Source organism: Arthrobacter sp. NPDC058097, from assembly GCF_042884885.1.
GTDB lineage: Bacteria > Actinomycetota > Actinomycetes > Actinomycetales > Micrococcaceae > Arthrobacter.
Genome location: NZ_JBHVSZ010000017.1, coordinates 36,320 through 59,657, shown reverse-complemented (window position 1 = coordinate 59,657; position 23,338 = coordinate 36,320). Strand labels below are relative to the sequence as shown.

24 protein-coding genes are annotated in these 23,338 nt (G+C 67.2%); 14 read left to right on the top strand and 10 right to left on the bottom strand.

Going from position 1 to position 23,338, the window contains the following annotated elements:
* Positions 1–219 precede the first annotated feature (219 nt).
* Genes ACFVTE_RS22330 through paaK form a run of 3 tightly spaced genes read left to right on the top strand, consistent with a single transcriptional unit; the run spans position 220 to position 2,809 of the window.
* On the top strand, positions 220–948 hold the full coding sequence (locus tag ACFVTE_RS22330) for a CPBP family intramembrane glutamic endopeptidase (protein WP_387104454.1): 729 nt from the start codon (positions 220–222) through the stop codon (positions 946–948).
* A gap of 36 nt (positions 949–984) precedes the next feature.
* Positions 985–1,428, top strand: a complete 444-nt coding sequence (paaI, locus tag ACFVTE_RS22325) for a hydroxyphenylacetyl-CoA thioesterase PaaI (RefSeq protein ID WP_387104451.1) — start codon at positions 985–987, stop codon at positions 1,426–1,428.
* 10 nt (positions 1,429–1,438) lie between these two features.
* Positions 1,439–2,809, top strand: a complete 1,371-nt coding sequence (gene paaK, locus ACFVTE_RS22320; RefSeq protein WP_387104449.1) for a phenylacetate--CoA ligase PaaK — start codon at positions 1,439–1,441, stop codon at positions 2,807–2,809.
* 89 nt (positions 2,810–2,898) lie between these two features.
* Here the strand turns inward: paaK and ACFVTE_RS22315 are convergent, their stop codons facing one another.
* Positions 2,899–5,088 (bottom strand): multicopper oxidase family protein, encoded by a 2,190-nt coding sequence (locus tag ACFVTE_RS22315; RefSeq protein WP_387104447.1) that lies wholly within the window; start codon positions 5,086–5,088, stop codon positions 2,899–2,901.
* A 320-nt stretch (positions 5,089–5,408) separates the two neighbouring features.
* On the opposite strand from ACFVTE_RS22315, the gene ACFVTE_RS22310 reads away from it, so the two are divergent.
* A complete protein-coding gene (locus ACFVTE_RS22310) occupies positions 5,409–6,026 on the top strand; it encodes a TetR/AcrR family transcriptional regulator (RefSeq protein ID WP_387104444.1) in 618 nt (205 codons plus the stop codon).
* 66 nt (positions 6,027–6,092) lie between these two features.
* Positions 6,093–6,926: a DUF427 domain-containing protein gene (locus tag ACFVTE_RS22305; RefSeq protein ID WP_387104441.1), complete on the top strand. Its 834-nt coding sequence runs from the start codon at positions 6,093–6,095 to the stop codon at positions 6,924–6,926.
* A gap of 149 nt (positions 6,927–7,075) precedes the next feature.
* On the opposite strand, the gene ACFVTE_RS22300 is transcribed toward ACFVTE_RS22305, so the two are convergent.
* A complete protein-coding gene (locus tag ACFVTE_RS22300) occupies positions 7,076–7,483 on the bottom strand; it encodes a VOC family protein (RefSeq protein ID WP_331572255.1) in 408 nt (135 codons plus the stop codon).
* Positions 7,484–7,771: 288 nt separating this feature from the next.
* Positions 7,772–9,883, bottom strand: coding sequence for a phenylacetic acid degradation bifunctional protein PaaZ (gene paaZ, locus ACFVTE_RS22295; RefSeq protein ID WP_387104437.1), 2,112 nt, complete (start codon positions 9,881–9,883; stop codon positions 7,772–7,774).
* 137 nt (positions 9,884–10,020) lie between these two features.
* Between paaZ and ACFVTE_RS22290 the strand changes: the two genes are divergently transcribed.
* The 4 genes from ACFVTE_RS22290 to ACFVTE_RS22275 all read left to right on the top strand — a co-directional run bounded on the left by ACFVTE_RS22290 (position 10,021) and on the right by ACFVTE_RS22275 (position 13,162).
* On the top strand, positions 10,021–10,446 hold the full coding sequence (locus ACFVTE_RS22290) for a PaaI family thioesterase (protein ID WP_387104434.1): 426 nt from the start codon (positions 10,021–10,023) through the stop codon (positions 10,444–10,446).
* A gap of 82 nt (positions 10,447–10,528) precedes the next feature.
* Complete coding sequence (locus tag ACFVTE_RS22285) at positions 10,529–11,278, top strand: ABC transporter permease (RefSeq protein ID WP_387104431.1); 750 nt, start codon at positions 10,529–10,531, stop codon at positions 11,276–11,278.
* A 174-nt stretch (positions 11,279–11,452) separates the two neighbouring features.
* Complete coding sequence (locus tag ACFVTE_RS22280; RefSeq protein WP_387104428.1) at positions 11,453–12,781, top strand: hypothetical protein; 1,329 nt, start codon at positions 11,453–11,455, stop codon at positions 12,779–12,781.
* An 84-nt stretch (positions 12,782–12,865) separates the two neighbouring features.
* Complete coding sequence (locus tag ACFVTE_RS22275; protein ID WP_387104426.1) at positions 12,866–13,162, top strand: antibiotic biosynthesis monooxygenase family protein; 297 nt, start codon at positions 12,866–12,868, stop codon at positions 13,160–13,162.
* 20 nt (positions 13,163–13,182) lie between these two features.
* Here ACFVTE_RS22275 and ACFVTE_RS22270 read toward each other — a convergent pair whose 3' ends face one another.
* The gene (locus tag ACFVTE_RS22270; RefSeq protein WP_387104424.1) at positions 13,183–15,285 is read right to left on the bottom strand and encodes a S1 family peptidase; all 2,103 of its coding nucleotides are present in this window, start codon (positions 15,283–15,285) and stop codon (positions 13,183–13,185) included.
* A complete protein-coding gene (locus ACFVTE_RS22265) occupies positions 15,282–15,989 on the bottom strand; it encodes a tyrosine-protein phosphatase (protein WP_387104421.1) in 708 nt (235 codons plus the stop codon). Before ACFVTE_RS22265 ends, ACFVTE_RS22270 begins: the two co-directional genes overlap by 4 nt.
* Before the next feature lie 169 nt (positions 15,990–16,158).
* Between ACFVTE_RS22265 and ACFVTE_RS22260 the strand changes: the two genes are divergently transcribed.
* Genes ACFVTE_RS22260 through ACFVTE_RS22250 form a run of 3 tightly spaced genes read left to right on the top strand, consistent with a single transcriptional unit; the run spans position 16,159 to position 17,759 of the window.
* Positions 16,159–17,010 (top strand): SGNH/GDSL hydrolase family protein, encoded by an 852-nt coding sequence (locus ACFVTE_RS22260; RefSeq protein ID WP_387104418.1) that lies wholly within the window; start codon positions 16,159–16,161, stop codon positions 17,008–17,010.
* 52 nt (positions 17,011–17,062) lie between these two features.
* Complete coding sequence (locus ACFVTE_RS22255) at positions 17,063–17,494, top strand: SRPBCC family protein (protein WP_387104415.1); 432 nt, start codon at positions 17,063–17,065, stop codon at positions 17,492–17,494.
* Positions 17,495–17,528: 34 nt separating this feature from the next.
* Positions 17,529–17,759: a DUF6480 family protein gene (locus tag ACFVTE_RS22250; protein WP_377948614.1), complete on the top strand. Its 231-nt coding sequence runs from the start codon at positions 17,529–17,531 to the stop codon at positions 17,757–17,759.
* A gap of 67 nt (positions 17,760–17,826) precedes the next feature.
* On the opposite strand, the gene ACFVTE_RS22245 is transcribed toward ACFVTE_RS22250, so the two are convergent.
* The 5 genes from ACFVTE_RS22245 to ACFVTE_RS22225 all read right to left on the bottom strand — a co-directional run bounded on the left by ACFVTE_RS22245 (position 17,827) and on the right by ACFVTE_RS22225 (position 22,111).
* The gene (locus tag ACFVTE_RS22245) at positions 17,827–18,681 is read right to left on the bottom strand and encodes a 3-hydroxyacyl-CoA dehydrogenase family protein (RefSeq protein ID WP_387104413.1); all 855 of its coding nucleotides are present in this window, start codon (positions 18,679–18,681) and stop codon (positions 17,827–17,829) included.
* Positions 18,678–19,520, bottom strand: a complete 843-nt coding sequence (locus tag ACFVTE_RS22240) for an enoyl-CoA hydratase/isomerase family protein (protein WP_387104522.1) — start codon at positions 19,518–19,520, stop codon at positions 18,678–18,680. The genes ACFVTE_RS22245 and ACFVTE_RS22240 overlap by 4 nt, the downstream gene beginning before the upstream one ends.
* Positions 19,521–19,570: 50 nt before the next feature.
* Positions 19,571–20,782 (bottom strand): thiolase family protein, encoded by a 1,212-nt coding sequence (locus ACFVTE_RS22235; RefSeq protein ID WP_387104410.1) that lies wholly within the window; start codon positions 20,780–20,782, stop codon positions 19,571–19,573.
* A gap of 181 nt (positions 20,783–20,963) precedes the next feature.
* Complete coding sequence (locus ACFVTE_RS22230) at positions 20,964–21,653, bottom strand: pentapeptide repeat-containing protein (protein WP_387104407.1); 690 nt, start codon at positions 21,651–21,653, stop codon at positions 20,964–20,966.
* Positions 21,653–22,111, bottom strand: coding sequence for an SRPBCC family protein (locus ACFVTE_RS22225; protein ID WP_387104404.1), 459 nt, complete (start codon positions 22,109–22,111; stop codon positions 21,653–21,655). The genes ACFVTE_RS22230 and ACFVTE_RS22225 overlap by 1 nt, the downstream gene beginning before the upstream one ends.
* 119 nt (positions 22,112–22,230) lie before the next feature.
* On the opposite strand from ACFVTE_RS22225, the gene ACFVTE_RS22220 reads away from it, so the two are divergent.
* A complete protein-coding gene (locus ACFVTE_RS22220) occupies positions 22,231–22,407 on the top strand; it encodes a CsbD family protein (RefSeq protein ID WP_003797692.1) in 177 nt (58 codons plus the stop codon).
* Between the two features lie 149 nt (positions 22,408–22,556).
* Positions 22,557–23,282 (top strand): dienelactone hydrolase family protein, encoded by a 726-nt coding sequence (locus tag ACFVTE_RS22215; RefSeq protein ID WP_387104401.1) that lies wholly within the window; start codon positions 22,557–22,559, stop codon positions 23,280–23,282.
* Positions 23,283–23,338 lie beyond the last annotated feature (56 nt).

The window sequence follows — 23,338 nt, the reverse complement described above, 5'->3', positions numbered from 1 at the left end:
GCACATTCGCCGTCCCGGACCCGGAGTGGGCCAGCGCCCCGGGACCGGCCCATCCGCAGCAAGGCACCGAACAGCAGAGTCCAGAGCTGCAAACGTCCTGAACGATGGTGGTCCCGATGAACCGCTGGCCGCGCTTCCGCCATTTCGGCAGGATCCACCTGGCCCGCGGGCCACCGGCTCACGCTGTTCCTCGTTCTGGCCTTCGCCATTTCCTGGCTGGTGTGGCCGCTGACGCTCCTCAACCCGAACAGCTCGCCCCTCATCCCGTACGGGCCCGCCCTGGCCGCAGGCATCACAGCCTTCCTCGCCGGCGGCAAGGCCGAGCTGCTGCAGCTACTCCGGCAACTGGCCCGCTGGCGCGTTGCCGGCCGCTGGTACCTGGCCGCCGCGGGACTTCCGTGCCTGCTGGTGACGGCGGCAACAGGCCTCACGGTCTCCGGCGGCGCTCCCGCTCCTGAGCTCGGCCCCAACCCCGGCTGGTTCATGCTGCTGAGCACCTTTGCATTCACACTGGTGACCGTCGGCCTCTTCGAAGAGCTGGGTTGGCGCGGCTACGCCCTTCCGCTCATGCAGCAGAACCGCCCGGCCCTGTCTGCGGCGCTGCTCCTCGGAATGGCGTGGGCGGCATGGCATCTGCCGGAGCTGCTCTCGGATCCCACCGGGCAGCGGCCCCCGCTGCCGTTCCTGCTCATGGTCCTGGCGCAGTCAGTATTGCTGGCCTGGCTTTACAACAGCAGCGGGAGCGTAGGCGTCTGCATGGTTTTCCACGCCGCCTTCAACACCTCCGGCGCCCTGGTCTTCCCCGCCCTGCTGGGGCCCGACTACCTCACTCTCTGGTGGACCGTGGCGCTCCTGCATGTCCTGGCAGCGCTGGTGGTCATCGCCGTGGCCGGGCCTCTCCGGCTGGCATGCACCCTTGACACGACCCCCTCCGATGGGATTACCTAATGAACATTCGGTAAATAAAGCTGGAGGCAACGACGCATGGCTGAAACGGCAATCCCCGGTGTGGCCCACCACATCCTTGAGAACGACTACGCCTCGGAATGGATGGGCATAGAAGTCCTCACGCTCAGCGACGGCCACGCAACCATCCGGATGACCCTCCGGCAGGAAATGCTCAACGGTTTCGGAATGGCGCACGGCGGAATGATCTTCGCCTTCGCGGACTCCGCATTCGCCCTCGCCTGCAACCCCGCGTCGCCGGCCGACCCTGACAGCATCACGGTTGCTGCCGGCGTCGACATCAACTTCCTCAAGCCGGCCTACCAGGGCCAGGTGATCACCGCCGTCGCCGACCGCCGCTCAAGCGCGGGCCGCAGTGGCCTCTACGACATCCAGATCTTCGCTGCCGACCCCGGAGCCCAACCGCCGGGGGAACTCATTGCCGAGTTCCGTGGACGCAGCCGTACCATCCCCAAGAAGTAGGAAGCAGACCATGACCCTCCACGCCCCTGAACCCGCTGTCGCCGCTCCCGCCAACACCGTGCAGCCTGCCGACGCCATCCTCGACCCCGAGGAGACCATGTCCCGGGACGAGCTCGAGGCGCTGCAGCTGAGCAGGCTCCAGCACACCGTCGCGTATGCCTACGACCGCGTTCCGCTGTACAAGCGCAAGTTCGACGACGCCGGCATCCACCCCTCAGACCTGCGTGAGCTCGCCGACCTCGGCAACTTCCCCTTCACCACCAAGGAGGACTTGCGCCAGGAGTACCCGTTCGGCATGTTCGCCGTGCCGCAGAGCGAGGTGGCGCGCGTGCATGCGAGCTCGGGCACCACGGGCCGGCCCACCGTCGTCGGCTACACCAAGCGGGACCTGGCCGACTGGGCCAAACTGGTGGCCCGCTGCCTCCGGGCCTCGGGCGTCCGTCCCGGCATGAAGGTCCACAACGCCTACGGGTACGGCCTGTTCACCGGCGGGCTGGGTGCCCACGCCGGCGCAGAGGCCCTGGGGTGCACCGTGATTCCGATGTCCGGCGGGCAGACCGAGCGCCAGATCCAGCTCATCCAGGACTTCGAGCCGGACGCCATCCTGGCCACGCCCACGTACCTGCTCACCATCGCCGATGCCATGGCCCACATGGGAATCGACCCCACGTCCACTTCGCTGAAGTACGCGGTGCTCGGCGCCGAGCCGTGGACGCAGGAGATGCGCCACGAGCTCGAGGTCACCATGAACATCAAGGCCTGCGACATCTACGGCCTCTCCGAAGTCATGGGCCCCGGCGTCGCCGGCGAATGCGTCGAGACGCAGGACGGCAGCCACATCTGGGAGGACCACTTCCGCCCCGAGATCATCGACCCCTTCAACCCGGCCCCGGGCAAGGAAAACGTGCTGGGCGACGGCGAACACGGCGAACTGGTGTTCACCTCGCTCACCAAGGAAGCCCTGCCGATCATCCGCTACCGCACCAAGGACCTCACCCGCCTGATCCCCGGCACCGCCCGCCCGGCACACCGCCGGATGGGCCGCATCACCGGCCGCAGCGACGACATGATCATCCTCCGCGGCGTGAACCTCTTCCCGTCCCAGATCGAGGAGATCGCGCTGCGGATCCCCGAGCTGAGCCCGCACTTCCAGCTCGAGCTCACCCGGCCCGAGGGCCAGCGGATGGACCAGCTGACCGTGAAGATCGAGCGCCGTGACAATGTCACGGCCCAGGACAGCACGACGGCGGCCCGCACCCTGCGCGAGCAGATCAAGATCCACGTGGGTTCTTCGTGCACCGTGGATGTGGTGGAGCCCGGCTCGCTCGAGCGGTCCAACGGCAAGCTGCGCCGGATCTACGACCTGCGCCCGAAGGGGTAAGCCGCCACGGCCGAGCACTGCGGGCCGGGACCCGTCCGACGACGGGTCCCGGCCCGCACCGCAATTGGCACTCCGGGTTCAGGGGCAGGTCACGGCGTGATCGACCAGCCGAACATCATGGCGTGGTCCTCGTGCGCCAGGTTGTGGCAGTGCGCAACATACGGACCGACGAAGTCCCGGAACCCCCGGTAGACGATCACCGACTCGCCCGGATCCAGTGCCGCCAGGTCCTCCTTCGAGACGTCGTCGGGATGCCCGGAATCTCCGGCACGGGTCACGTCCCTGCCGTTGCGCATGACGGTCCGGTGCTCCTCCATGTGCAGGTGGAAGGGATGGACCCAGCCACCACCGGCGTTGCGGAGTTCCCAAAGGTTGAAGCTGCCCTTCTTCTGCTGTGCCAAAGGCGTGCGGCCTGCCCGGTTGGGGAGGCTCGCAAGCACCTTCGCGGGGTCGAAGGGCTTGCCGTTGATCAGCCATTCGGTCTCCCCGCCCACAGCGCCGCGCCTCACCTCGAAGATCATGCGGTTGTCCAGCATGCTCTGCCAGTTGCTCGGCAGCGGCGGCAGGGGACGGAGTGCCGTGGGAATCCGGCTCTCATCCGGCGCCGTATCCCCAATCACGAACTTAAGCACCGGGACCCGGTACTTGGGATCGGGGAAGAACCGGGACGAGTTGCTCCACATACGGCCGTTAGGCATCTTCATCACGTTGGTGAGGTAGACGACGTCGCCCTTGGTGGTGGGCGTTCCGTCCTGGTAGCGGGTGAAGTCAACAATCACCTCGCGTCGCTTGGCCGGCCACAGCTCAAAGGAATCGCGTTTGATCGGAACGGGCAACAGCCCGCCGTCGGACGCTATCTGGGTAAACTGCATGCACTGCTGCCCGTCCGGGATGCGGTACTGGCCCTCCAGCTCGTCATCGACGTAGCCCAGCGAGGCCGACGACTTCGGGCCCAGCGTCGAGCTCATCAGCTTGAACTCGTAGATCCTCGAGACGGATGCGTCCAGGAACCGGAAGCGGTACTTCCGCCGCTTCACCTCCATCACCGGGTAGGCGGTGCCGTTGACGGCGAAGATGTCGCCCACGAACCCGTGGTTGGGGAAGTGCTTGTAGAACGTCTTGCCCCACCAAGCGGGATGCTCCGCCGGGTTTTTCGCGGCCGGAAACTCGCCCTGTACATCGTGGATGTCCTTGTGGATGGTGACGCCGTCGTCGAGGCGGACGTCGGAGAAGGCCAGCGGAACGTCGTACTTGACGTCGAAGGACCCGTCCGGATTGTTGGTCCGGACACCGGGCAGCCGCAGGCCCTGGCGCTCGTCGCCCATGTCCGTGCCGTTCTTCGGGTCATAGATCGGATAGAGGCCCACCATGCCCTTGTATACGTTCGAACCGGTGTGGTCCATGGTGTGGTCGTGGAACCAGAAGAAGCTCTGCTTCTCCAGGTCATCGCCGCCGGCGGGCCAGTTCAGGTACAGGTTGTCGACGAACATCTTCGGCAGGAAGCCCGGGCTCTTCGGCCCGGCCACCATCGAGTAGTGCGGGTTGCCGTCGCTTTCCGGTGCGGTGTGCCCATTGTGCAGGTGGGTCAGGAAGGACCAATTCGGCGAGCCAAAGTCCTGGCGGTCCAGGTTTAGCGGATTTTCGTCCAGGTGGTTCTCAAACCGCACCAGCACCGGTTTGCCATACTCGGCGTTGATCATGGGCCCGGGGAAGGTGCCGTTGAATCCGTAGATGGTGCTGAGCGGAAGCGTGCGCTTAATGCCCGCCTCGATCCTTCTGCCGAACGAGTCGAACGACCGCGTCGGATTGCCGTCTGAGTCGATCGGCAGCACCTGCGACGTGGTGAACTTGTGGGTCCGGACCAGCACGTTGATCTTGTAGACAATGGGGTCCGGATAACCGATCCGGCTTGGCCAGAGCTGGTGCTGCTCGTTGCGCAGCGAGTTCTGCTGGCCAGGGCCGGGTCCGGGCGGGTTGCTCCACGTATCCACCTCTGATTTCGGTACCGGCGCCAGCGCCTTCGGGATCGGCAGCGGGTCGCTGAACGGCGAAATGATCAACGGGCTCGTCGGGTACTTTTCAATGTAGAACAGCTCATCACTCAGGGCTGTCGACGTGGCGGCGAATGCGCCGTCGGGCGACAGCAGCCCTCTTCGGGCCAGCAGCGGGCTGGCCCAGGTGTACGCTGCAGCCAGCGCGGCGCCGGCTCCTCCGGCCGCACCCAGGCGTATCAGTGCGCGGCGTCTCAGCCCGTTGGTGTTTTCAGATTCCTCAGACATAGTCTGTGCCTCCTTGGCATGGGGGCACGTGCCAACTCCAATGCCCCGGTCGTCAACCCAATATGTTTGGTTATGAGACCGAACCTGGCTGCGGGGACCTCCTTGTCCCGTGAGCCAGCTTTTCCTGCCGCTACTCCCCTGGCCAAAACTGTGGGGTCCCCACCTTGGGAAAATACTGATGGCCAGCCGGGCAGACCCTCCGAATGGGCGGTTTGCCGGCCGTCCCGGATGCCCGGGGCCCGCGCCACGTGATGGCACTCTGAGGCGTTTTGTTTTCGTCCGTGCCGGGATTACCGAACGTTCATGAGAAAATAGCGCGTATGCCGAGTACAGCAGCCAGCACAGCAGCCCCCACCAAACGCGGCCGTCCGGGCTACGACCAGCAGTCCGTGCTGCTGATCGCCGTCGACGTCTTCAACCGCCACGGCTACGATGCCACATCCATGGGCATCCTCGCCGAAAACCTGGGCATCTCCAAGTCGGCGATCTACCATCATGTGCCGTCCAAGGGCGACCTGCTGAAGCTCGCCCTGGACCATGCGCTCGGCGGCCTGGAGGCCATCCTGGAGCAGCCGGGGGCCACGTCGGGGGCCGCGGACGCCCGGCTGGAGTTCGTACTCCGGCAGACCATCGCCGTGCTGGTGGAGCGGCTGCCCTTCGTCACGCTGCTGCTGCGGCTGCGCGGGAACACGGACATCGAGCGCAACGCCATGGAACGCCGCCGCGCCTTCGACCACAAGGTGGCAGGGCTGATCTCCGCGGCCCGCGACGAAGGATCGCTGCGCCAGGACATCGACCCCCGCACGGTCACCCGGCTCCTGTTCGGAACCATCAACTCGATCGTCGAGTGGTACAAGCCGGGCGGTTCGCTCTCGCCGGAAAAACTGGCCGACGACGTCATCACCATGGCGTTCGACGGCCTGCATGCAAAGCCCTGAGCCAGGCCTCCGGCCCCTCAACAATTAGGCGTTGACGCCGGGCGTCCGGGTGCCCACCCTGAAAGCATGGCCACGAAACTGTCAGAGCTTCTGTTCGGCGCATTTCCTGATCTGCGGTACCAGCCCACCTCCAAAAGGATCCGGGCGGGCATCGACGGAAGTCCCGTCGTCGACACCCAGGAAGCCCTCCTGGTCTGGGAACCGAAACGCGTCACCCCGGTCTATGCCGTTCCCGAGAAGGATCTGCTGGCACGGCTCGAGCCACCCGCCGCCGAGGGGGACGGCGGCCCGGACGAGCTTCCCGTCCGGCTGTCGGCCGACGCTCCGCAGGCGCTGGATCCGCGGACCGGGTTCCGGCGGCATACGGCGGAGGGCGAGGAGCTCGACGTCGTGGCGTCCGCGTTCAGCGTGCCCCGGGCTGCGTTCCGGCCCTCCGATCCGGACCTGGAAGGGTACGTCATCCTGGATTTCGGCGCGTTCCACTGGCTCGAGGACCACGAGGAAATCATCGGCCACCCCCGGGACCCGTTCCACCGCGTGGATGTCCGCGCCACGCTCCGGCACATCGAAGTAAAGCTCGACGGCGTGCTGCTCGCTGACACCGTCGGCGCCCACCTGCTGTACGAGACGCTGCTTCCCGTGCGGTACTACATCCCGCCCGAGGACGTCCGGCTGGACCTGCTCGAGGCCAGCCCGCACCGGACCATCTGCCCCTACAAGGGCGAGGCCAAGTACTGGAGCTACCCGGAGTCGGCTAAGGGCAGGAACATCGCCTGGGCCTACGACTCGCGGTTCATCGACGCGCGGCAGATCCACGGCCTGGTCTGCTTCTTCAACGAGCGCGCCAACGTGTACGTGGACGGCGAACCGCAGGGCCACCCGGTCACTCCCTGGTCCTGACCCCTCCTCACCTTTCGCCGCTTAAAACCAATCCCTTCCTCACCTCCCGTCGGCTCCTCCCGGACCCTTCCTCACCTTTCGCCACCTAAAACCAAACCCTTCCTCAGCCAAGCGAGGAAGGGTTTGGGAACCTGTAAGCAGTGCGCGGATCAGAGCTGATACTCAGCCTGTGTTCCGAGCCTCTCGTGAATGCAGAGGATGTTGTTTTCGGTGTCCATGAACCAGGCGCATTTCTCGGCGTCGGTTGTACAGATGTGGTGATCGGTCCTCAGGTCGGGGAGGTCATAGTCCTGGAACCGAACGCCCCTGGACTCCATGTCCTGGACGGTCCGCTCAATGTCAGTGACCTCGAAACTCAAGGTGGTGTGCTCGGAGTGCTTTCCATCTTTCACAGGCATCAGCTGCAGCATCGGGCCGTCAGCGTTGCCAAATAAATCGCTTCCATCCTCAGCCTTGCCGCGGTGTGGGAGGCCCAACGTTTCCGCGTAGAATCCGCGGGCGCGGTCCGGATCATCGACAGGCAGGACGGTCGTGGCTGTTCTTAGTGCTAGGGTCATTTCGCCACCTCCTACGGGGGTCATTTTACGCCCGGAAAACCCCGAAAGATCAGGGGAAATTCCGCCCCGCACAGCAGGACCTGAGGACGCATCCGGCAAAACCCGACAGGACCTGAGGACGCATCCGGCAAAACCCGACAGGACCTGAGGACGCATCCGGCAAAACCCTGCAGGACCTGAGGACGCGTCCGGGAAAACCCGACAGGATGTGAGGACGCGTCCGGGAAAACCCGACAGGACCTGAGGACGCGTCCGGCAAAACCCGACAGGACCTGAGGACGCGTCCGGCTACTTCTCCACGAGGGTGAGGACGTCGTAGGTGGCCACGATTTCGTCGTTCTGGTTGGTCAGGACGGCGTCCCAGGCCACCTCGCCGTACTCGTCGGTCTCGCGCGGGGTGATCTTCTTGGCGGTCAGCGTCACCCGGATGGAGTCGCCCGCTGCCACAGGCGTTATAAAGCGCAGGTTCTCCAGCCCGTAGTTGGCCAGGACCGGACCCGGAGCAGGCTCCACAAACAGCCCCGCGGCCCAGCTCAGCAGCAGGTACCCGTGCGCCACGATGCCCGGGAAGAACGGGTTGGCCTCCGCGGCCTCCTGGTTGGTGTGGGCGTAGAAGGTGTCGCCGGTCGAGTTGGCGAAGGCGGAGATATCCTCGAGCGCCACCTGCCGCAGGTCCGAGCGGACGGCGTCGCCGATGCGCAGCGTCTCCAGCGACTTGCGGAACGGGTGGGTGCCCTCGGTCTCCACGGTGAAGTTGCGGTCGGCGCCGGTGTGCCAGACCCCGGTCACGGCGGTCAGCATGTTGGGCGATCCCTGGATGGCGGTGCGCTGCATGTGGTGCATCACCGAGCGGATGCCGCCCAGTTCCTCGCCGCCGCCGGCACGCCCCGGCCCGCCATGGACCAGGTGCGGCACGGGCGAACCATGGCCTGTCGACGAACGGGCGTCCTCGCGGTTCAGCATGAGCACGCGGCCGTGGTGGGCTGCGATGCCGGTGACCAGTTCCCGTGCCACGGCAGGATCGTTGGTGCAGACCGAGGCCACCAGCGAACCGCCGCCGCGGGCGGCGAGCCGGACGGCGTCGGGAATGTCCTTGTACCCGATCACCGACGACACCGGACCAAAAGCCTCCAGCGAGTGGACCGGCTCAGCCTCGGCGTCAGCCCAGCTGAGCACCACGGGAGACATGAAGGCGCCGCCTTCTACGACGCCCGTAGCGCCGTCCGTGCTGGTGACCGACGGCGAATCGAGGGTTCCGTACGCGAGCTCACCGCCGGCGTCGAGCATGGACTGCACGGCAGCCCGGACATCGGCGAGCTGTTCGAGGGAGGCGAGCGCACCCATGGTGACGCCCTCCGCGCGGGGATCGCCCAGCACCACGCGCTGTTCCACCCGGGCGCCGATGGCGGAAACGACGGCGGGCACCAGGTCCTGCGGCACGATCGCGCGTCGGATGGCGGTGCACTTCTGCCCGGCCTTGACCGTCATCTCGGTGACCACGGACTTGATGAACGCGTCGAACTCCGGCGTGCCCTCCACGGCGTCGGGGCCCAGGATGGCGGCGTTCAGGGAGTCGGTCTCGGACGTGAACCGCACGCCGCCCAGCACCACGTTCGGATGCGATCTGAGGGACTGCGAGGTGGACGCCGAGCCGGTGAAGGCCACGAGGTCGCGGTAGTCCAGCACGTCCAGCAGTCCGCGGACCGAGCCGGAAATCAGCTGCAGCGAACCCTTGGGCAGGATGTTGGATTCGATGATGGCCTTGACCACGGCCGCCGCGACGTAGCCCGTGGGCGTGGCCGGCTTGACGATGGTGGGGACGCCGGCGAGGAACGCGGGTGCGAGCTTCTCCAGCATGCCCCAGACCGGGAAGTTGAAGGCGTTGATCTGCACGGCAACACCAGGGATGCGGGTGTAGATGTGCTCGCCGGCGAACGATCCGTCCTTGGACAGCACCTCCATGGGCCCGTCCACCACCACCTGTGCGTTGGGCAGCTCGCGCCGGCCCTTGGACCCGAAGGTGAACAGCACGCCGATGCCGCCGTCGATGTCGATCATCGAGTCGATCTTCGTGGCGCCGGTCTGCGCGGAGAACGCGTAGAAGTGCTCGCGGCGGGCATTGAGGTACTGCGCCAGTTCCTTAAGCTTGAGGGCACGCTGGTGGAAGGTCAGCTTGCCGAGTTCTGTCTGGCCGGTGGTGCGGCCGTAATCCACGACGGCGGCCAGGTCCAGTCCGTCGGTGCTCACCTTGGCCAGGATCTCCCCCGTGCTGGCATCGCGGACGGCGACGGCGGTAGCCGTCGAGCCGGCGTCGGGAGTCCACCAGGAGTCCTGCACGAAACTGGGGACGGTCTCCACGGTGTCCAGGGTGGCTTCGGGGGCTGTGGCGGTGGTGGTCATCGTTGACGGGTCCTTCCAACGGGGGACAAATCTGATCCGGCCAGAACATTACTGACCGTCCGTTCGGTAATATGTCTACAGTACATGAATGTGCCCCGCTGCACACTAGCGGCACCGCACCCTACCCAAGGAGAGCCATGCAGCCCGATGCCCCCGACGCAGAACTGACAGACATGTGGAAGATCACCCTCGGCGAGCTCGACGAGAAGATGGGCGTGAAGATCGTCGAGGAGTCCGTCGAGCGCGTCGTGGCCACCATGCCTGTGGAGGGGAACCGGCAGTCGTTCGGCCTGCTGCACGGCGGCGCGTCGCTGGCCGTGGGTGAGGCGGTGGGTTCGTGGGCCGCGGTAATCCACGCCAGCACCCTGGGCAAAACCGCCGTGGGCGTCGATGTCTCCGCCACGCACCACCGGTCCGCACGGAGCGGTCTCATCACCATCACGGCCACGCCCATCCACCTCGGCGGCACACTGACCACGCACGAAGTGCTGATCACCAATGAGGCGGGTCAGCGGCTGTGCACACTGCGGATCACCAACCTGCTGCTCGCCCCGAGGGCCTGACACCCTCCGCCGCCTGACGCTTCCGGACAGCCGCCGCGCCGCACGGCGCCATCCAGACAGCCGCCCCGGCTAGGCTGATCCCGTGACCGAGCTTGGCATCCTGACTCCCACCCTGATCGCGGTGGGCCTCCTGATGGCGCTGACAGCCGCCGCCCTCAGTGGGTTCCGGGTTCCGCATGCCTTCGCGCCGGCCCTCGCCATCCTCCGGGGCGCGGCCCAGCTCGCTGCCGTCAGCCTGATCCTCGGTGCCGTGATCGCCAGCGCCGAATGGGTGGCCGTGGCGCTCGGCGTCATGTTCACCGTCGCCGCCGTTACCGCCGCCCGCCGGCTCGCCTGGTCCTGGCGCCGCCTTGCGGTTGTGGCCGGCTCGATGGCCGCCGGCATCCTCGCCTCGCTGGTCATCGTCTTCGGCACCGGGGCCATCGAGTTCACCTCCCGCTACGCGCTGGCGATCGGCGGGATCGTCGTCGGCAATTCCATGGCGATTGCCGGGCTCGCGGGCCGCAGGTTCAACGAGGCCGTGATCGACCGCTGGGACCAGGTGGAGGGCTGGCTCGCACTGGGCGCCACTCCGAGGCAGGCCACGCACGAAATGGCCCGCGGAGCCGTGTACTCCGCGCTCATTCCCACCGTGGACCAGACCAAGACGACAGGCCTGGTGACGCTGCCGGGCGCCTTTGTGGGGGCGATCTTCGGCGGTCTTTCACCGCTGGAGGCAGGCCGGTTCCAGATCGTGGTGCTTGCCTCGATCATGGCCGCCGGGTCGGTCACAGCCATCCTGCTCATCAGCCTGCTGGCCCCGGTACGGGTGCGCCCCGCACCGCTCGCCTAAGCAGCTGCCATCCGGAGTACGACCGCGGCCCTCCCCCGGTGCCACCGCGCACCTTTCGATCCTGCCCCGTTCCGTTGACATTGCGCCGGGCGCTTTATACTCTGGCCGCTCCGGACCACAGGCAGCGGCACTGCTGGGCCGGGCCTTATTGTCCGCCTCCCGGCAGGTGCAATCATGAGCACACGTTCCACAAGGGCCGCCGCCGCACTGGCGGCTGTCCTCTTGCTGGTCCTGCTGGCGGGCTGCGTCTCGACGACGAACCCTGCGACGCCGTCCACCCACTACTACGTGAGTGCGGAGGGGAGCGACACCAACTCCGGGACGTCCCCGGATTCGCCGTGGCAGTCGCTGATGAAAGTCAACGAAACGGCCTTCAAGCCCGGCGAGACCCTGAGTTTCCGCAAGGGTGACGAGTGGATCGGCAACGTTGTTCTGGACGAAAGCGGAACAGCGGCGTCGGCCATCAGACTGAACGGCTACGGGAACGGGAACCTGCCCACCATAACCGGCGGGGAGGGCGGAAACTGCTTCCGGCTGGACGGCAGCTACGTCGAGGTGGACGGGCTGCGGGCCACAAACTGCGGGTATGCGGGCTTCAACGTCTACGGCGACCACGTGGTGGTGAAGAATTCCGAGGCCTCGGACAACACCGCCGGAATCAAGGTGGGCACGGGCTCGGACTTCGGAAACTACTCCAACAATGTCCTGACGGACAACAACGTCATGAACGTCAACACGCCGGGCGACCAGTGCGGCACGCCGGACGCAGCCAACTGCACCGACGATTCCGGTGCGTTCGGTGTGCTGATCAACGGCAACGACAACGAGTTCTCCGGCAACACCGTCACAGGTTCCACGGCTTTCTCCTACGACTTCAGCCGGGACGGAAGCGCCTTCGAGATCTACAACGGCAGCCGCAACAACATCCATCACAACAGGGCCATCGACAACAACGTCTTCTCCGAGATCGGGCGCTCCGACGGGGCCGCCGACGGGAACGTTTTCCGCTACAACCTGGTCCGCTCCTCGTGCGGCGACGAATGTGCCGAGGCCGCAGGCCTGATCATCCGCGGCCCGGACACAAAGTTCGGCCCCACCAACGGCACCATTTTCGAGTTCAACACGGTGTGGCTGGACGGCAGCCACTCGCGCGGCGTTGTGTGCCATGCGAACTGCCCCTCCTCGACCGTCATCCGCGCCAACATCCTCGTGGCATTGCGGGACGCCCTGTGGATGGACGGGTCCGGCTGGACGGAACAGGCCAACGTGGTCAACGGCCCCAGCAACGTCCCGCTGGACAACAGCTCGACGACGGCTCCCGCAGAGTTCGTCAATCCCCCTGACGACCTGCACCTCACCGGTGGCAGCCCGGCGATTGACCGCACGGGAAGCAGCCCGTCCGGGGTGGACCTGGACCAAACTTCCGTTCCACAGAAGGGTCAGTGCTCAGGCTCGGGACAGGCGGACGCCGGCGCTTACGAATACAGGCCGTCGAACTGTTAGCGCGGGCAACCTCGGCCCTTCCGCGCGCCGTATAGCAGGAAGATAATCAGGTATCCGCTCTGCACACCAATGGAGGTGGTGGATGTGTCCGTGTACACAATGGGGATCTGGCTCGTGAAGCCGGGCCACGAGGACGACTTCGTGAAGGCCTGGAAGGACATGGCCGATAAGACCCACAAGGATTATCCGGGCGGGCGAGGCCTGCTGATGCGTGACCGCGATGTCCCTAACCGCTTCATCAGCACCGGGCCCTGGGCATCGCTCGAGCAGGTGGAACAGTGGAGGTCATCGGCCACGTTTACCGAGGGACTGGCGTCAATCCGCGACATCATCGAGCACTTCGAGCCGCACACGCTGGACGAGGCCGCCACCATCGGCTGAGCCTGTCTTCGCCGCCGGGGTTAACGCCGTCCGCGGCGGCGTACGACCACCAGCAGCACGGCACCGAGCAGCAGAGCCGCTCCCGCCCCGGCAACTGCGACGGTCAGGCCCGATACGCCTGTGTCGGCCAGCATCGGCGGCACCGCATTCGGGTCCGGAGCTGCCGCGCCGTCGGGTCCTTCGGCCGCGGCAGGGCCGGCAGCAGGAAGCACAGCCACCACGGACGGCTCCGGCGCGGGCTCAAGCACCGCGGGCTCGCCGCCCTGCGCCGCGGCCGGCGGGGACGCAGCAGGCGACCCGGCGGGGTCTGGACTTTCGGCGGGGTCCGGGGTTCCGGCGTCGGAACCTCCAGAGGTCTGTGCCGGTGCTGTTCTGAATGTGTTCAGCTCCGAGCGGCTGAAACCGTTCACCGTCTGCGCGGTGAATTCCTCGGCCGCGTCGGGCGCGCTGAAGGCCCAGTTGCCCGCTGGGTCGACGTCCACGTCGAACGGATCCCTGCCCGGGAAGGTGACCAGGACCTGGGTTCCGGCCGGAACATCGGCGGCCGGGGCAGCGGCCAGCCGGCCGGTGATCCGCTGGCCCGGAGCGATCGGCCCTGCCGGAAGTGATCCCGCCAGCACCGGCTTGTTCAGGAACAGGCTCAGCTGCACGCCCGGAAGGACGGACATCGAATCCCGCAGCGTGGCCGCGACGGCGAAGTTCTCGGTGGAGTCGTTTGAGTTGCCAGCGGAGTGCGTTCCCACGGCGTAGTTTCCGCTGATCCATGGCCCGCCGGAATCACCGCCTCTGGATTGCACGGATGTGGAGAGGAAGCCGCTGAAGGACCGCAGATCGGCAGGGTCCCCCGAGCCTCCGCCCACGATGTAAATCCCCACCTCGTCCACGGTGCCGCACGACCATCCGGCGGTCCGCCCGGAACGGCAGACGGCCTGCCCCACAAACGGCGCGGTCATGCCCGCGATCTTCACGGAGCCGGTCCCGAGTTTGGTGGCATCCGCCCAGGTGGTGGTGGCGGGGAGCGGGTCAAGGTCCGGCCGGATGGACTCGATGACTGCGATGTCGTTCCCCGGCGCGCCCGGATTCTCCGGGTCCGCGACCGTCGAGTTCCCGGGGCCGCCGAACTGGCTGAAGCCGAAGGTCCCGAGCTCCCCGGTGACCGCGTTGTCCGCGGCGAATCCGCCGGCGGGGTCGCCTGCCGGCAGGGTCACCTCGGCGAGCCGGGCGGCGCCGTCGTCGGCGCAGTGGCCGGCCGTGAGGACCAGGGGCTTGCCATCGGGGCTGAAGGCGCTGAATCCGGCGGAACAGACCACTCCGCCGTCGATCCGGTATCCCTGCCCGCCGAAGAAGTCCTCCTCCGGGGCCAGGGGTTCGCCGGACTCGAGGACGACGTTGGCGTACTGCCCCACGAATTCCGACGGCGACAGTCGCCCGCCGCCCGCAGGATCGGCCGACGCCGGAGCCTGGCTTGCCATGGGACCCGCGCCGTCCGCTTGGGGCTGGTTTACCCCGCCGGTGCGGACGATGAACTTGCCCTCCGCCTCCGCCACGGCCTGGAGCCCGGCCGGTCCCACCTCGCGGAGGTACGCCTGGTAGAGCTGCTCCACGCTCGCGGCCCGAAGGTCCTTCTCTGTTTGTCCCGCCGCAGCGCTTTCTGCGGCAGCCGGTTCCGACGGCGGCGCAAGCACGAACTCCCCGCGGGCCTCGGAGTCGGTCGCGTTGAGAGCATCCACAGCCTCGGCCAGGGCGGGGCCGGCACCCGCAACCACGATCCTGCCTCCGACCAGCCTGACCGCTTCAAAGCCGGGGACATTGCGGAGCGTGTCCAGGGCCGCCGCCGCTCGCTTGCCCTGCTCCCCGGCGGCGTTGAATTCCTCGAGGGTCATGCCCAGGTCGTGCAGAACCGCCTCGGCAAGACCCGCCGGATCCGCAGCCGGGGACGACACCGCCGGCGAGGCAGCCGGGGACGGCACCACCGACGAGGCGGCCGTGCCGACGGCATCCGCCGTCGTCGTGCTTTCCAGGGCAGCGTAAGCGGGCACCGACGTGAGCGGTGCGCCCAGTGCCACCGCGGCTGATAGGGCGAGTGCGCGCCGGAGTGCCCGGCCGGATACGGGAGAAGTCACAGGGCAACCCTAGCGGCGAGGGCGGCCAGCACCGCGTCCAGCTCCGGTTCGGTGACGCCGTTCCGCAGCAGGAAGTCGCGGGTGTTGAGCTGCCGCACGAAGTCCAGAACCTTGGCGCCGCGGGTCTCCAGGAGCGGGGCGAGGGTTTCCTCGTCGAGGTGACGTTCGTGCGGATGCGGCGGCCACAGGGTCCGGTGGCGTTCGTTGATGCTGCGCATTGCCGCCTGGTAGCTGGCCACGATCTCGGAATCACTGGCGCCTGCGAGGTCCTGGAGCATCGCCGCGATCATGCCGCTGCGGTCCCTGCCTGCCGAACAGTGGATCACGACCCCGCCCGGCGCGGCGGCCACGGCCTTGAACACGGCGGCCAGCCTGTCCGGAAAGAGCCGGGCATTGGCGGCATAGTGCGCGGGGTCGTTCAGGTAGGGGTCGCACAGGGCCTTGAACTCGGGGTTTTCCGGATCCTCGGTGGGTGCCAGGACCAGGGCGAAGGCGGCGAGCGCCTCACCCACCTCCGGATCGGTGGGCCGGCGCTGCCGTTCGCCGGGATTCCGGAGGTCAATGATCGTGCGGACGCCGTCCCGGTAGGCTTCCTTCCAGCCCGCCTCCGTGAGCCATTCCCGCCGCCCCATCCGGTAGACGGAGCCAGCCACAAGCCACGCGTTCACCGCCCCGTCCCAGCCGATCTGTCCCCTCGCGTTCACGGAGCCAGCTAACCACACCTGCCCCGGCGGCCGCACGGGTTCCGCGCAAGTTGCGCCTGCGGGCCGGCCGAATTGCCGGGCTGGAGTATTGACCCGCGGGCGTAGCCTTGGACAATATCTTTGGACACCGGGGCGCCGCTCCGCGGCCTGAGCGAATGTGGGGATTCAGATGACAGCCAAACAGCCTTCTCGACGGCGGATTGCCCGCCTCACCGGTGTCCTGGCGGCGTTGGTGCTCGCCGGCCTGACCGCCGCGCCGGCATCCGCGGACCGGTTCGATTCCTACGTGGCGCTGGGTGATTCGTATGCCGCCGGCCAGGGCGCCGGTCCGTACGTGGACGCCTGCCTGCGGAGCGACCACGGTTATCCGGCGCTCCTGGACGCGGCGCGCAAGATCGGCCTGGCCGGGAATGCGGCGTGCAGCGGCGCCACGACCGCTGCCGTCCGGGCGGCCCAGATCCCCTCGCTGAGCAAGAAGGTTGACCTGGTGACCATCACTGCAGGAGGCAACGACCTCGACTCCATTGGCGCACTGGTGGTCTGTTCGCAGGATCCCGGTGCGGCGTGCACTGCGGCCCTGGCACAGCGGGCGGCCGTCCTGCAGACAGCCCTGAACAGCCCGGCAGACAGCCCGTTCTTCCAGGATCTTCTGGCCATGCTGAACGACGTCAAGGCGAAGGCACCGCGGGCCGACATCTACGTGACCGGATACCCGCTGCTGTTCGAACCGGGCGCCGGCCCTGCCGCAGCTCCGATCAACGGCCTGACGCAGCAGCTGAACGCCGTCATTGCCAGGGCGGCCCGCCAAGCCGATGGCGGGCGCTCGAAGGTCGAGTATGTGGATGTGTCGCAGGCGTTCTCCGGGCACGGCATCGGCTCCGCGCAGCCGTGGATCGTGGGGCTGCCGCCGCTGTGCACGGCCTCTGCCACCTGCGGCAGCCAGACCGCCGATATCTTCCATCCGACGGCTGACGGCTACACCAAGGGGTACGCCGCCTCCATCCGGGCGGCGATCGACTAGGCGCCGGCCCAACACCGTGTGCCCCGGCGCCGAGCGTGGCTAGGCTGGTGTCATGATCACAGTCTCGGGCACTGTCGCTTCATCCCTGCCGGCGCGGACTGCGTTCGCCTACCTGTCCGCCTTCGAGCACACCAGCGAGTGGGACCCGGGCACGGCGGTCATGGACAAGCTGACCGAGGGACCCGTCGCCGTCGGCCACCGCTACCACGCCGAGGCCGTGTTCCGGGGCAAGCGGCAGCCCATCGAGTACGAGGTCATAGAACTGTTCGACAACCACATCAAGCTTCGGGGCCAACACCGGAACCTCGTGGCCTTCGACTCGATCGACGTGCGGTCGCTCAGCTCCGGTTCCGAGATCGTGTACACGGCGGAGTTCAGCATCAACTGGCCCTACAAGCTGCTGCAGCCGTTCCTCACGCCGCAGTTCATGAAGCTGCGCGACCCTGCCCTGAACGGGCTGCGGCAGAAACTCGAATCGCTGTAGCCGTCCAGCCGCGAATCCAGCATAGGAGGACCCCGTGAGCAGCCAGAACCCTGATCCCCTTGAAGACCACCTCACCGGGCTGGAACCAGGCGGCGGAGTGCCGCCCGGGGAAACACCGCCCGCTGAAAGCTCCACCGGAGGACCCCAGGGGCACGACGAGGGAGGACCGCCGCGGGGAACCCAGGTGGCGGTGCTGGTCCTCATCGGAATCGTGGTGCTGCTGTGCCTGTTGTTCTTCGTCGGCTACATCGTCGGCCTGCTGTAAGCGCCCTCCTGTAAGCACACCCGACCGCTGAAGGCGCGCCTGCGAGCAGCCAGGCGCGCCCCGCGGGTCAGTCAGCCCAGTCGAAGAACCCCTTGCCGGTCTTGCGTCCCAGTTCGCCGCGGGCCACCTTGTCCCGGAGGATCTGCGGCGGCGCGAAGCGCTCCCCCAGCGTCGAGTGCAGGTATTCGGCGATGCCCAGCCGGACGTCCAGGCCCACAATGTCGGTGGTCTTCAGCGGCCCGGTGGGGTGCTTGTAGCCCAGCACCATGGCGGCGTCGATGTCCTCCGCGGAAGCCACGCCCTCCTCCACCATGCGCATCGCCTCAAGCGCAATCGCCACGCCCAGCCGCGAGGACGCGAATCCCGGGGCATCATTGACGACGACGGCGGTCTTGCCGAGCGCTTCCGTCCAGCCTTTCGCTTGGGCCGCCAGTTCGGGTGACGTCTCCTTGGCCACCACCACCTCGATCAGGGTGGAGGCGGGCACGGGATTGAAGAAGTGCAGCCCCACGAAGCTGGCCGGCCGCTGCAGCTGGGCGGCAAGGTCGGTGACCGAGAGCGAGGACGTGTTCGAGGCCAGGAACGCGTCAGGCGCCAATTGTGCCTCCACTGCTTTCAGGGCACTGACCTTCAGCTCGAAGTCCTCCGGAACCGCCTCCACTACCAGGCCGCAGCCGGCGAAGGCTGAGTAGTCGGTGGACGTGCTGAACCGGGCCAGGACTTCCTCCGGCGTTCCGTCCAGGGCGCCGCGGGAAGCGGACTTCGCCACGGCGTCGGCGACCCGGGTGCGGGCGCCGGCGGCAGCATCGCCGTCGCGCTCCACCACCACAACGGTGGCGCCCTTGATGAGGAAGGCGTGGGCGATGCCTGCGCCCATCCGGCCGCCGCCGAGGACTCCGACGTGCTGGGGAATCGCGGTCATGAGTTGGTCCCGTCTGTGTTCTTCGTGTCGGTCTTCTTGTCGCTTTTCTTGTCTGGGCTCTTCCTGGCTGAGTTCTTCTTGTCCAGGAAAGCCTGCATGCGGTCGAACTTGGCCTGCGACTCGAACAGGATTCCCTGCGCCAGCTGGTCGATCAGCGGGTGCGCCTCGGCCGGGGCGTGGAAAACGGACTTGGTGATCCGGACGGCCAGCGGGTCCTGCCGGGCGATCCGGTCGGCCAGCCGGTGGGCGGCGTCCATGAGTTGGGCAGGCTCGTGGAGCTCGGTGACCAGGTTGACGGCGAGGGCCTCCTCCGCCTTCAGCACCCGGCCGGCCAGCAGGATTTCCTTGGCCACGGGTTCCCCCACGAGTTCCTTGAGCCGCCAGCATGCGCCGGCCGCGGCCAGGATGCCCAGGCCGGTTTCCGGGTTGCCGATCCGAATGGCCGGGGTGCCGATCCGGAAATCGGCAGCGTAGGCCAGTTCTGCGCCGCCGCCAAGGCAGTAGCCGTCCAAAGCGGCGACCACCGGCATGGGCAGCTTGGCGATCCGCACAAAGATGGTGGAGTTGATGCCCTGCAGCGCGTCGTCGCGGCGGCGTTCCCGCAGCTGTGCGATGTCCGCGCCCGAGGCGAAAACGCCCTCCGTGCCGGCAATGATGAGGACCTTCGGGTTCTTCTCCAGCTCCGCGCACACGGCATGGAGCTCGTCCACCATCTGCTGGTCGATGGCGTTCCGGACGTCGGGGCGGTTGAGGAGCACCACCACCCGGTCCCCGCGCTCCTCGACCAGGAGGGTGCTGAACTCCAGGGTGCTCAAGTATCCGTTCGCGCTGTGCTGGATCGCATCGTCCCGGTTCGCTTTGTCCGGGTTCGCGTTGTAGGGGCCCGGCACTAGACGCGCTCCAGCAGCATGGCGGTGCCCTGGCCCACGCCGATGCACATGGTGGCCAGGCCGATCCGCGCCTCTTCGCGCTCCATCCGGCCCAGCAGGGTAATGGCGATCCGGGAGCCACTGGAACCCAGCGGATGCCCCAAAGCGATGGCGCCGCCGTCGTTGTTCACAATGTCCGGGTCCAGCCCCAGGCGCCGGACGCTCGCGAGGGACTGGGTGGCAAACGCTTCGTTAAGTTCGACGGCGCCAAGGTCACCGACGCTGAGCCCGCTCCGTTTGAGTACCTTCTGGGTTGCCGGAACCGGGCCGATGCCCATGATTTCCGGTTCGCAGCCGGCGGACGCACCGTCGATGATGCGCGCGCGGGGCGTGAGGCCGAGGCGCTGGATGGCGGTCTCGGAGGCCACGATGATGGCGGAGGCGCCGTCGTTGAGGGAGGACGAGTTGCCGGCCGTGACCACCGAACCGCCGGGAACCACGGGGCGGAGGCCTGCCAGCACGTCCATGGAGGTGCCTGCGCGCGGACCCTCATCGGTGTCCACCACGGTCTCTGATTTGCGGGTCTTAACCGTCACCGGGACGATCTCGTCCTTGAACCGGCCCGCCTCGATGGCTGAGATCGCCCGTTCGTGGGAGCGGACAGCGAAGGCGTCGGCGTCCTCGCGGGAGATGTTGTCCACCCGGCCCACTTCCTCAGCGGTCTCCGGCATGGAGAATGTCATTTTGCCGTCGCGCGACAGCTCACCCTTCTTGAACAGCGGGTTCACGAAGCGCCATCCGATGGAGGTGTCGAAGATGTCGCCAGGCTTCGCGAAAGCCGTCTGCGGCTTCTCCTGGACCCAGGGCGCGCGGCTCATCGACTCCACACCGCCGGCCACCACGATGTCCGCAGCCCCGGACTTGATCATCTGGCTGGCCATGATGATGGCGCTCAGGCCGGAGGAGCAGAGCCGGTTCACGGTGATGCCCGGGATGTGCAGCGGGAGACCGGCGAGGATGGTGGCCATGCGGGCCACGTTGCGGTTCTCCTCGCCGGCACCGTTGGCGTTGCCCAGGATGACCTCGTCGATCGCGTCCGGATCCAGGCCCACCCGGGCCACGGCCTCACGGACCACCAGCGCAGCCAGATCATCGGGCCGGACCGCCGAGAGCGCCCCGCCGTATCGTCCTACCGGGGTGCGGGCACCGCCGACCAGAAAAGCCTCGACCATGAGAACATCCTTTTTCGCAGAAGCTGGGCGGTCGGCAGCAAATAAATTACCGACCGTTCGTTCTATAAAGATTACACGGTGGGGGCAACCGGTCAACGGGATGGGAGTTTTTGTCCATTTGTCGCGACTTTAGGCGCCTCGAAGTCGTGACAAATGGACAAAAACTCCAAGCTCCGGTCCGTCAGGCGACGGTGACGCCCAGGTGGGCCGCCAGGAGCGGGGCTAGGAATCCAAGCTGGTACTCGTCGATCACGACGCCGGCCAGGCTGCCCAGGCCGCTGATGCTCCGAAAGTCGGTGCCGCGCAGGTCGAAGTCCTTCAGCTTGGCGCCGGCGAGGTCCAGGCTTCCGATGGTGCAGTTTTTCAGCGCCACCCGGGCGGCGGTGGCGGAGCCGAGGTCCAGTTCGCTGATGATGCAGTCGCTGATCTGCACGTCCGCCAGCCGCGATCCCCGGAGGTTCAGGTAGTCGATCTTGCCGCCGTCGATCCGCACGGACTGCCAGCCGCCCTCATACATCTCCGCCGATCCCCACCGGGGGTTGCTGAAGACGACGTCGTGCATGGTGGAGCGGGGAGCGTTCAGGACAGGGGCAAAGGCCTCCTCGACCACGCAGTCCCGGAACGTGGCGCCGCGCAGCTGGGCGTCATTGAAGGAGACGCCGGCGAACTCACACTCGGCGAAGGTGATGCCACTGAGCTCCAGCCCCTCGGCGTCAGCACGGCTGTACCGCATGCCGTCATACCGGTCGGCACGCCTGAAGTCCGGCGCGCCGTCCTCCCGGAGGCCCTCCAGGGCGACCGGCACCAGCCTCGGCGGTGTGACCTTCGATGCCGCACCCTGCCCGGCTTTGCCCGCAGACCGCCCCGCCACTAGAGCTGCTCCGCTTTCGCCGCGATCTCGGAAAGGTCCTTCGCCAGGGCCTTCCGCGTCATCTTCATGCCCAACCGCCCGAACAGGGCGAGCATCAGCCGGCTGAACACGGTGGGCCTGAGAACCTCCGCTCCGAAGGTCATGATCAGGTCGGTCCCGCCACCGCGTTCCTCCAGCGTGAACCGGGACGTGTAGTCCGCCCCGCCCTGCAGCGCCTTCACCGTGGTGCTGTGCGGCGGATCCGCCTGAGACACCCACATTTCCACGGTTTCGCGCCGGCCCATCACGGAGCGCGTCTCCTTCCAGCGGGTCCCCACGCCGTACGGCCCCTCGCTGACCATCTGGATGGACTCGACCCCGGACAGGGTGGCCGCGGACCCCGGAACATCCGAGATCACCTGCCAGACTTTCTCCGGACTGGCGTTGACGTGCTGACTCAGGCTGATGCTGTGATCCATGCTTCGAGCCTAGCCGCGGGACTGGCATCTTCGCCTCGCGGCTTGAAATAGTAAGCATGCTTCGTGTTAGGCTGAAATGGCTTTGTCAGATCAACCGGCAACGGAAGGTGGTGCCCCTCATGGGTATCGGAGACAAGATCCAGAACGCTGCAGAGGACTTCGGCGGTAAGGCGAAGGAAGCCGCAGGCAACGCTACGGACAATGACCGCCTGAAGGCAGAGGGCCAGAAGGACCAGGTGGTCGCCGACGCCAAGAAGGTCGGCGAAGACGTCAAGGACGAATTCAAGCGGGATTAGTACACCACCGCCAAACGGCGACGCCGGACTCCCTTGGGGGGAGCCCGGCGTCGCCGTTTTTGTGTCAAAGGCGGGACGGCCGCTCCGCGGGGACCCGGCGCCGCGCAACAACCCGGATCCGCAAGACTGGCCCGTGCAAGACTGGGCCCATGACGCACGTAGACCTGGGCGGAACAGGCGCAGCCGCCGGCGGATCCAAGAGCCTTCGCGGCTACCTCGCCACACCGGCCGGAACGGGCCTCTTTCCCGGCGTCGTGATGATCCACGAGGCTTTCGGCCTCAACGACCAGATCCGCCGCCACGCCGACCGGCTGGCAGCGGCCGGCTACCTCGTCCTCGCCGTCGACCTCTACAGCGACGGCGGCCCGCGCCGCTGTCTGGTCGGCACCATGAGATCCATGATCACCGGCGAAGGGCGCGTCTTCGCCGACATCGCCGCGGCGCGGACCTGGCTGAAGGCGTCGCCCCTCTCCACCGGCCGGACGGGCGTCATCGGTTTCTGCATGGGCGGAGGGTTCGCGCTGCTGGCGGCCAATGACGGCTTCGACGCGGCGTCCGTGAACTACGGCCGGCTCCCCCGCAACCTCGAAGCGGCGCTCCGCGGCGCCTGCCCGCTGGTGGCAAACTACGGCGCCCGGGACCGCACCCTGCGGGGCGCCGCGGCCAGGCTGGAATCCGCGCTGGATGCGGTAGGCGTCGAACACGACGTCAAGGAATTCCCGACGGCGGGCCATTCCTTCCTGAACGACCAGGAGGAAGGCCCCCGGGCGCTGCGCCCGCTTACGCGGGTGATGGGCATCGGCCCGGATCCGGCCGCCGCCCCGGAGGCGTGGCGCCGGATCGAGGACCACTTCGCACGGCACCTCAAAGCCTAACAACCACAGAACGACCGCGGCGGGCCGCCTTCCGCAAAAGGTGACCCGCCGCCGTC

Bases quoted from the DNA above. Each gene is read 5' to 3' on its own strand.
- paaI (WP_387104451.1), top strand. From the start codon at position 985: ATGGCTGAAACGGCAATCCCCGGTGTGGCCCACCACATCCTTGAGAAC.
- paaK (WP_387104449.1), top strand. From the start codon at position 1,439: ATGACCCTCCACGCCCCTGAACCCGCTGTCGCCGCTCCCGCCAACACC.
- ACFVTE_RS22315 (WP_387104447.1), bottom strand. From the start codon at position 5,088: ATGTCTGAGGAATCTGAAAACACCAACGGGCTGAGACGCCGCGCACTG.
- ACFVTE_RS22310 (WP_387104444.1), top strand. From the start codon at position 5,409: ATGCCGAGTACAGCAGCCAGCACAGCAGCCCCCACCAAACGCGGCCGT.
- ACFVTE_RS22305 (WP_387104441.1), top strand. From the start codon at position 6,093: ATGGCCACGAAACTGTCAGAGCTTCTGTTCGGCGCATTTCCTGATCTG.
- ACFVTE_RS22300 (WP_331572255.1), bottom strand. From the start codon at position 7,483: ATGACCCTAGCACTAAGAACAGCCACGACCGTCCTGCCTGTCGATGAT.
- paaZ (WP_387104437.1), bottom strand. From the start codon at position 9,883: ATGACCACCACCGCCACAGCCCCCGAAGCCACCCTGGACACCGTGGAG.
- ACFVTE_RS22290 (WP_387104434.1), top strand. From the start codon at position 10,021: ATGCAGCCCGATGCCCCCGACGCAGAACTGACAGACATGTGGAAGATC.
- ACFVTE_RS22280 (WP_387104428.1), top strand. From the start codon at position 11,453: ATGAGCACACGTTCCACAAGGGCCGCCGCCGCACTGGCGGCTGTCCTC.
- ACFVTE_RS22260 (WP_387104418.1), top strand. From the start codon at position 16,159: ATGACAGCCAAACAGCCTTCTCGACGGCGGATTGCCCGCCTCACCGGT.
- ACFVTE_RS22255 (WP_387104415.1), top strand. From the start codon at position 17,063: ATGATCACAGTCTCGGGCACTGTCGCTTCATCCCTGCCGGCGCGGACT.
- ACFVTE_RS22245 (WP_387104413.1), bottom strand. From the start codon at position 18,681: ATGACCGCGATTCCCCAGCACGTCGGAGTCCTCGGCGGCGGCCGGATG.
- ACFVTE_RS22235 (WP_387104410.1), bottom strand. From the start codon at position 20,782: ATGGTCGAGGCTTTTCTGGTCGGCGGTGCCCGCACCCCGGTAGGACGA.
- ACFVTE_RS22225 (WP_387104404.1), bottom strand. From the start codon at position 22,111: ATGGATCACAGCATCAGCCTGAGTCAGCACGTCAACGCCAGTCCGGAG.
- ACFVTE_RS22220 (WP_003797692.1), top strand. From the start codon at position 22,231: ATGGGTATCGGAGACAAGATCCAGAACGCTGCAGAGGACTTCGGCGGT.
- ACFVTE_RS22215 (WP_387104401.1), top strand. From the start codon at position 22,557: ATGACGCACGTAGACCTGGGCGGAACAGGCGCAGCCGCCGGCGGATCC.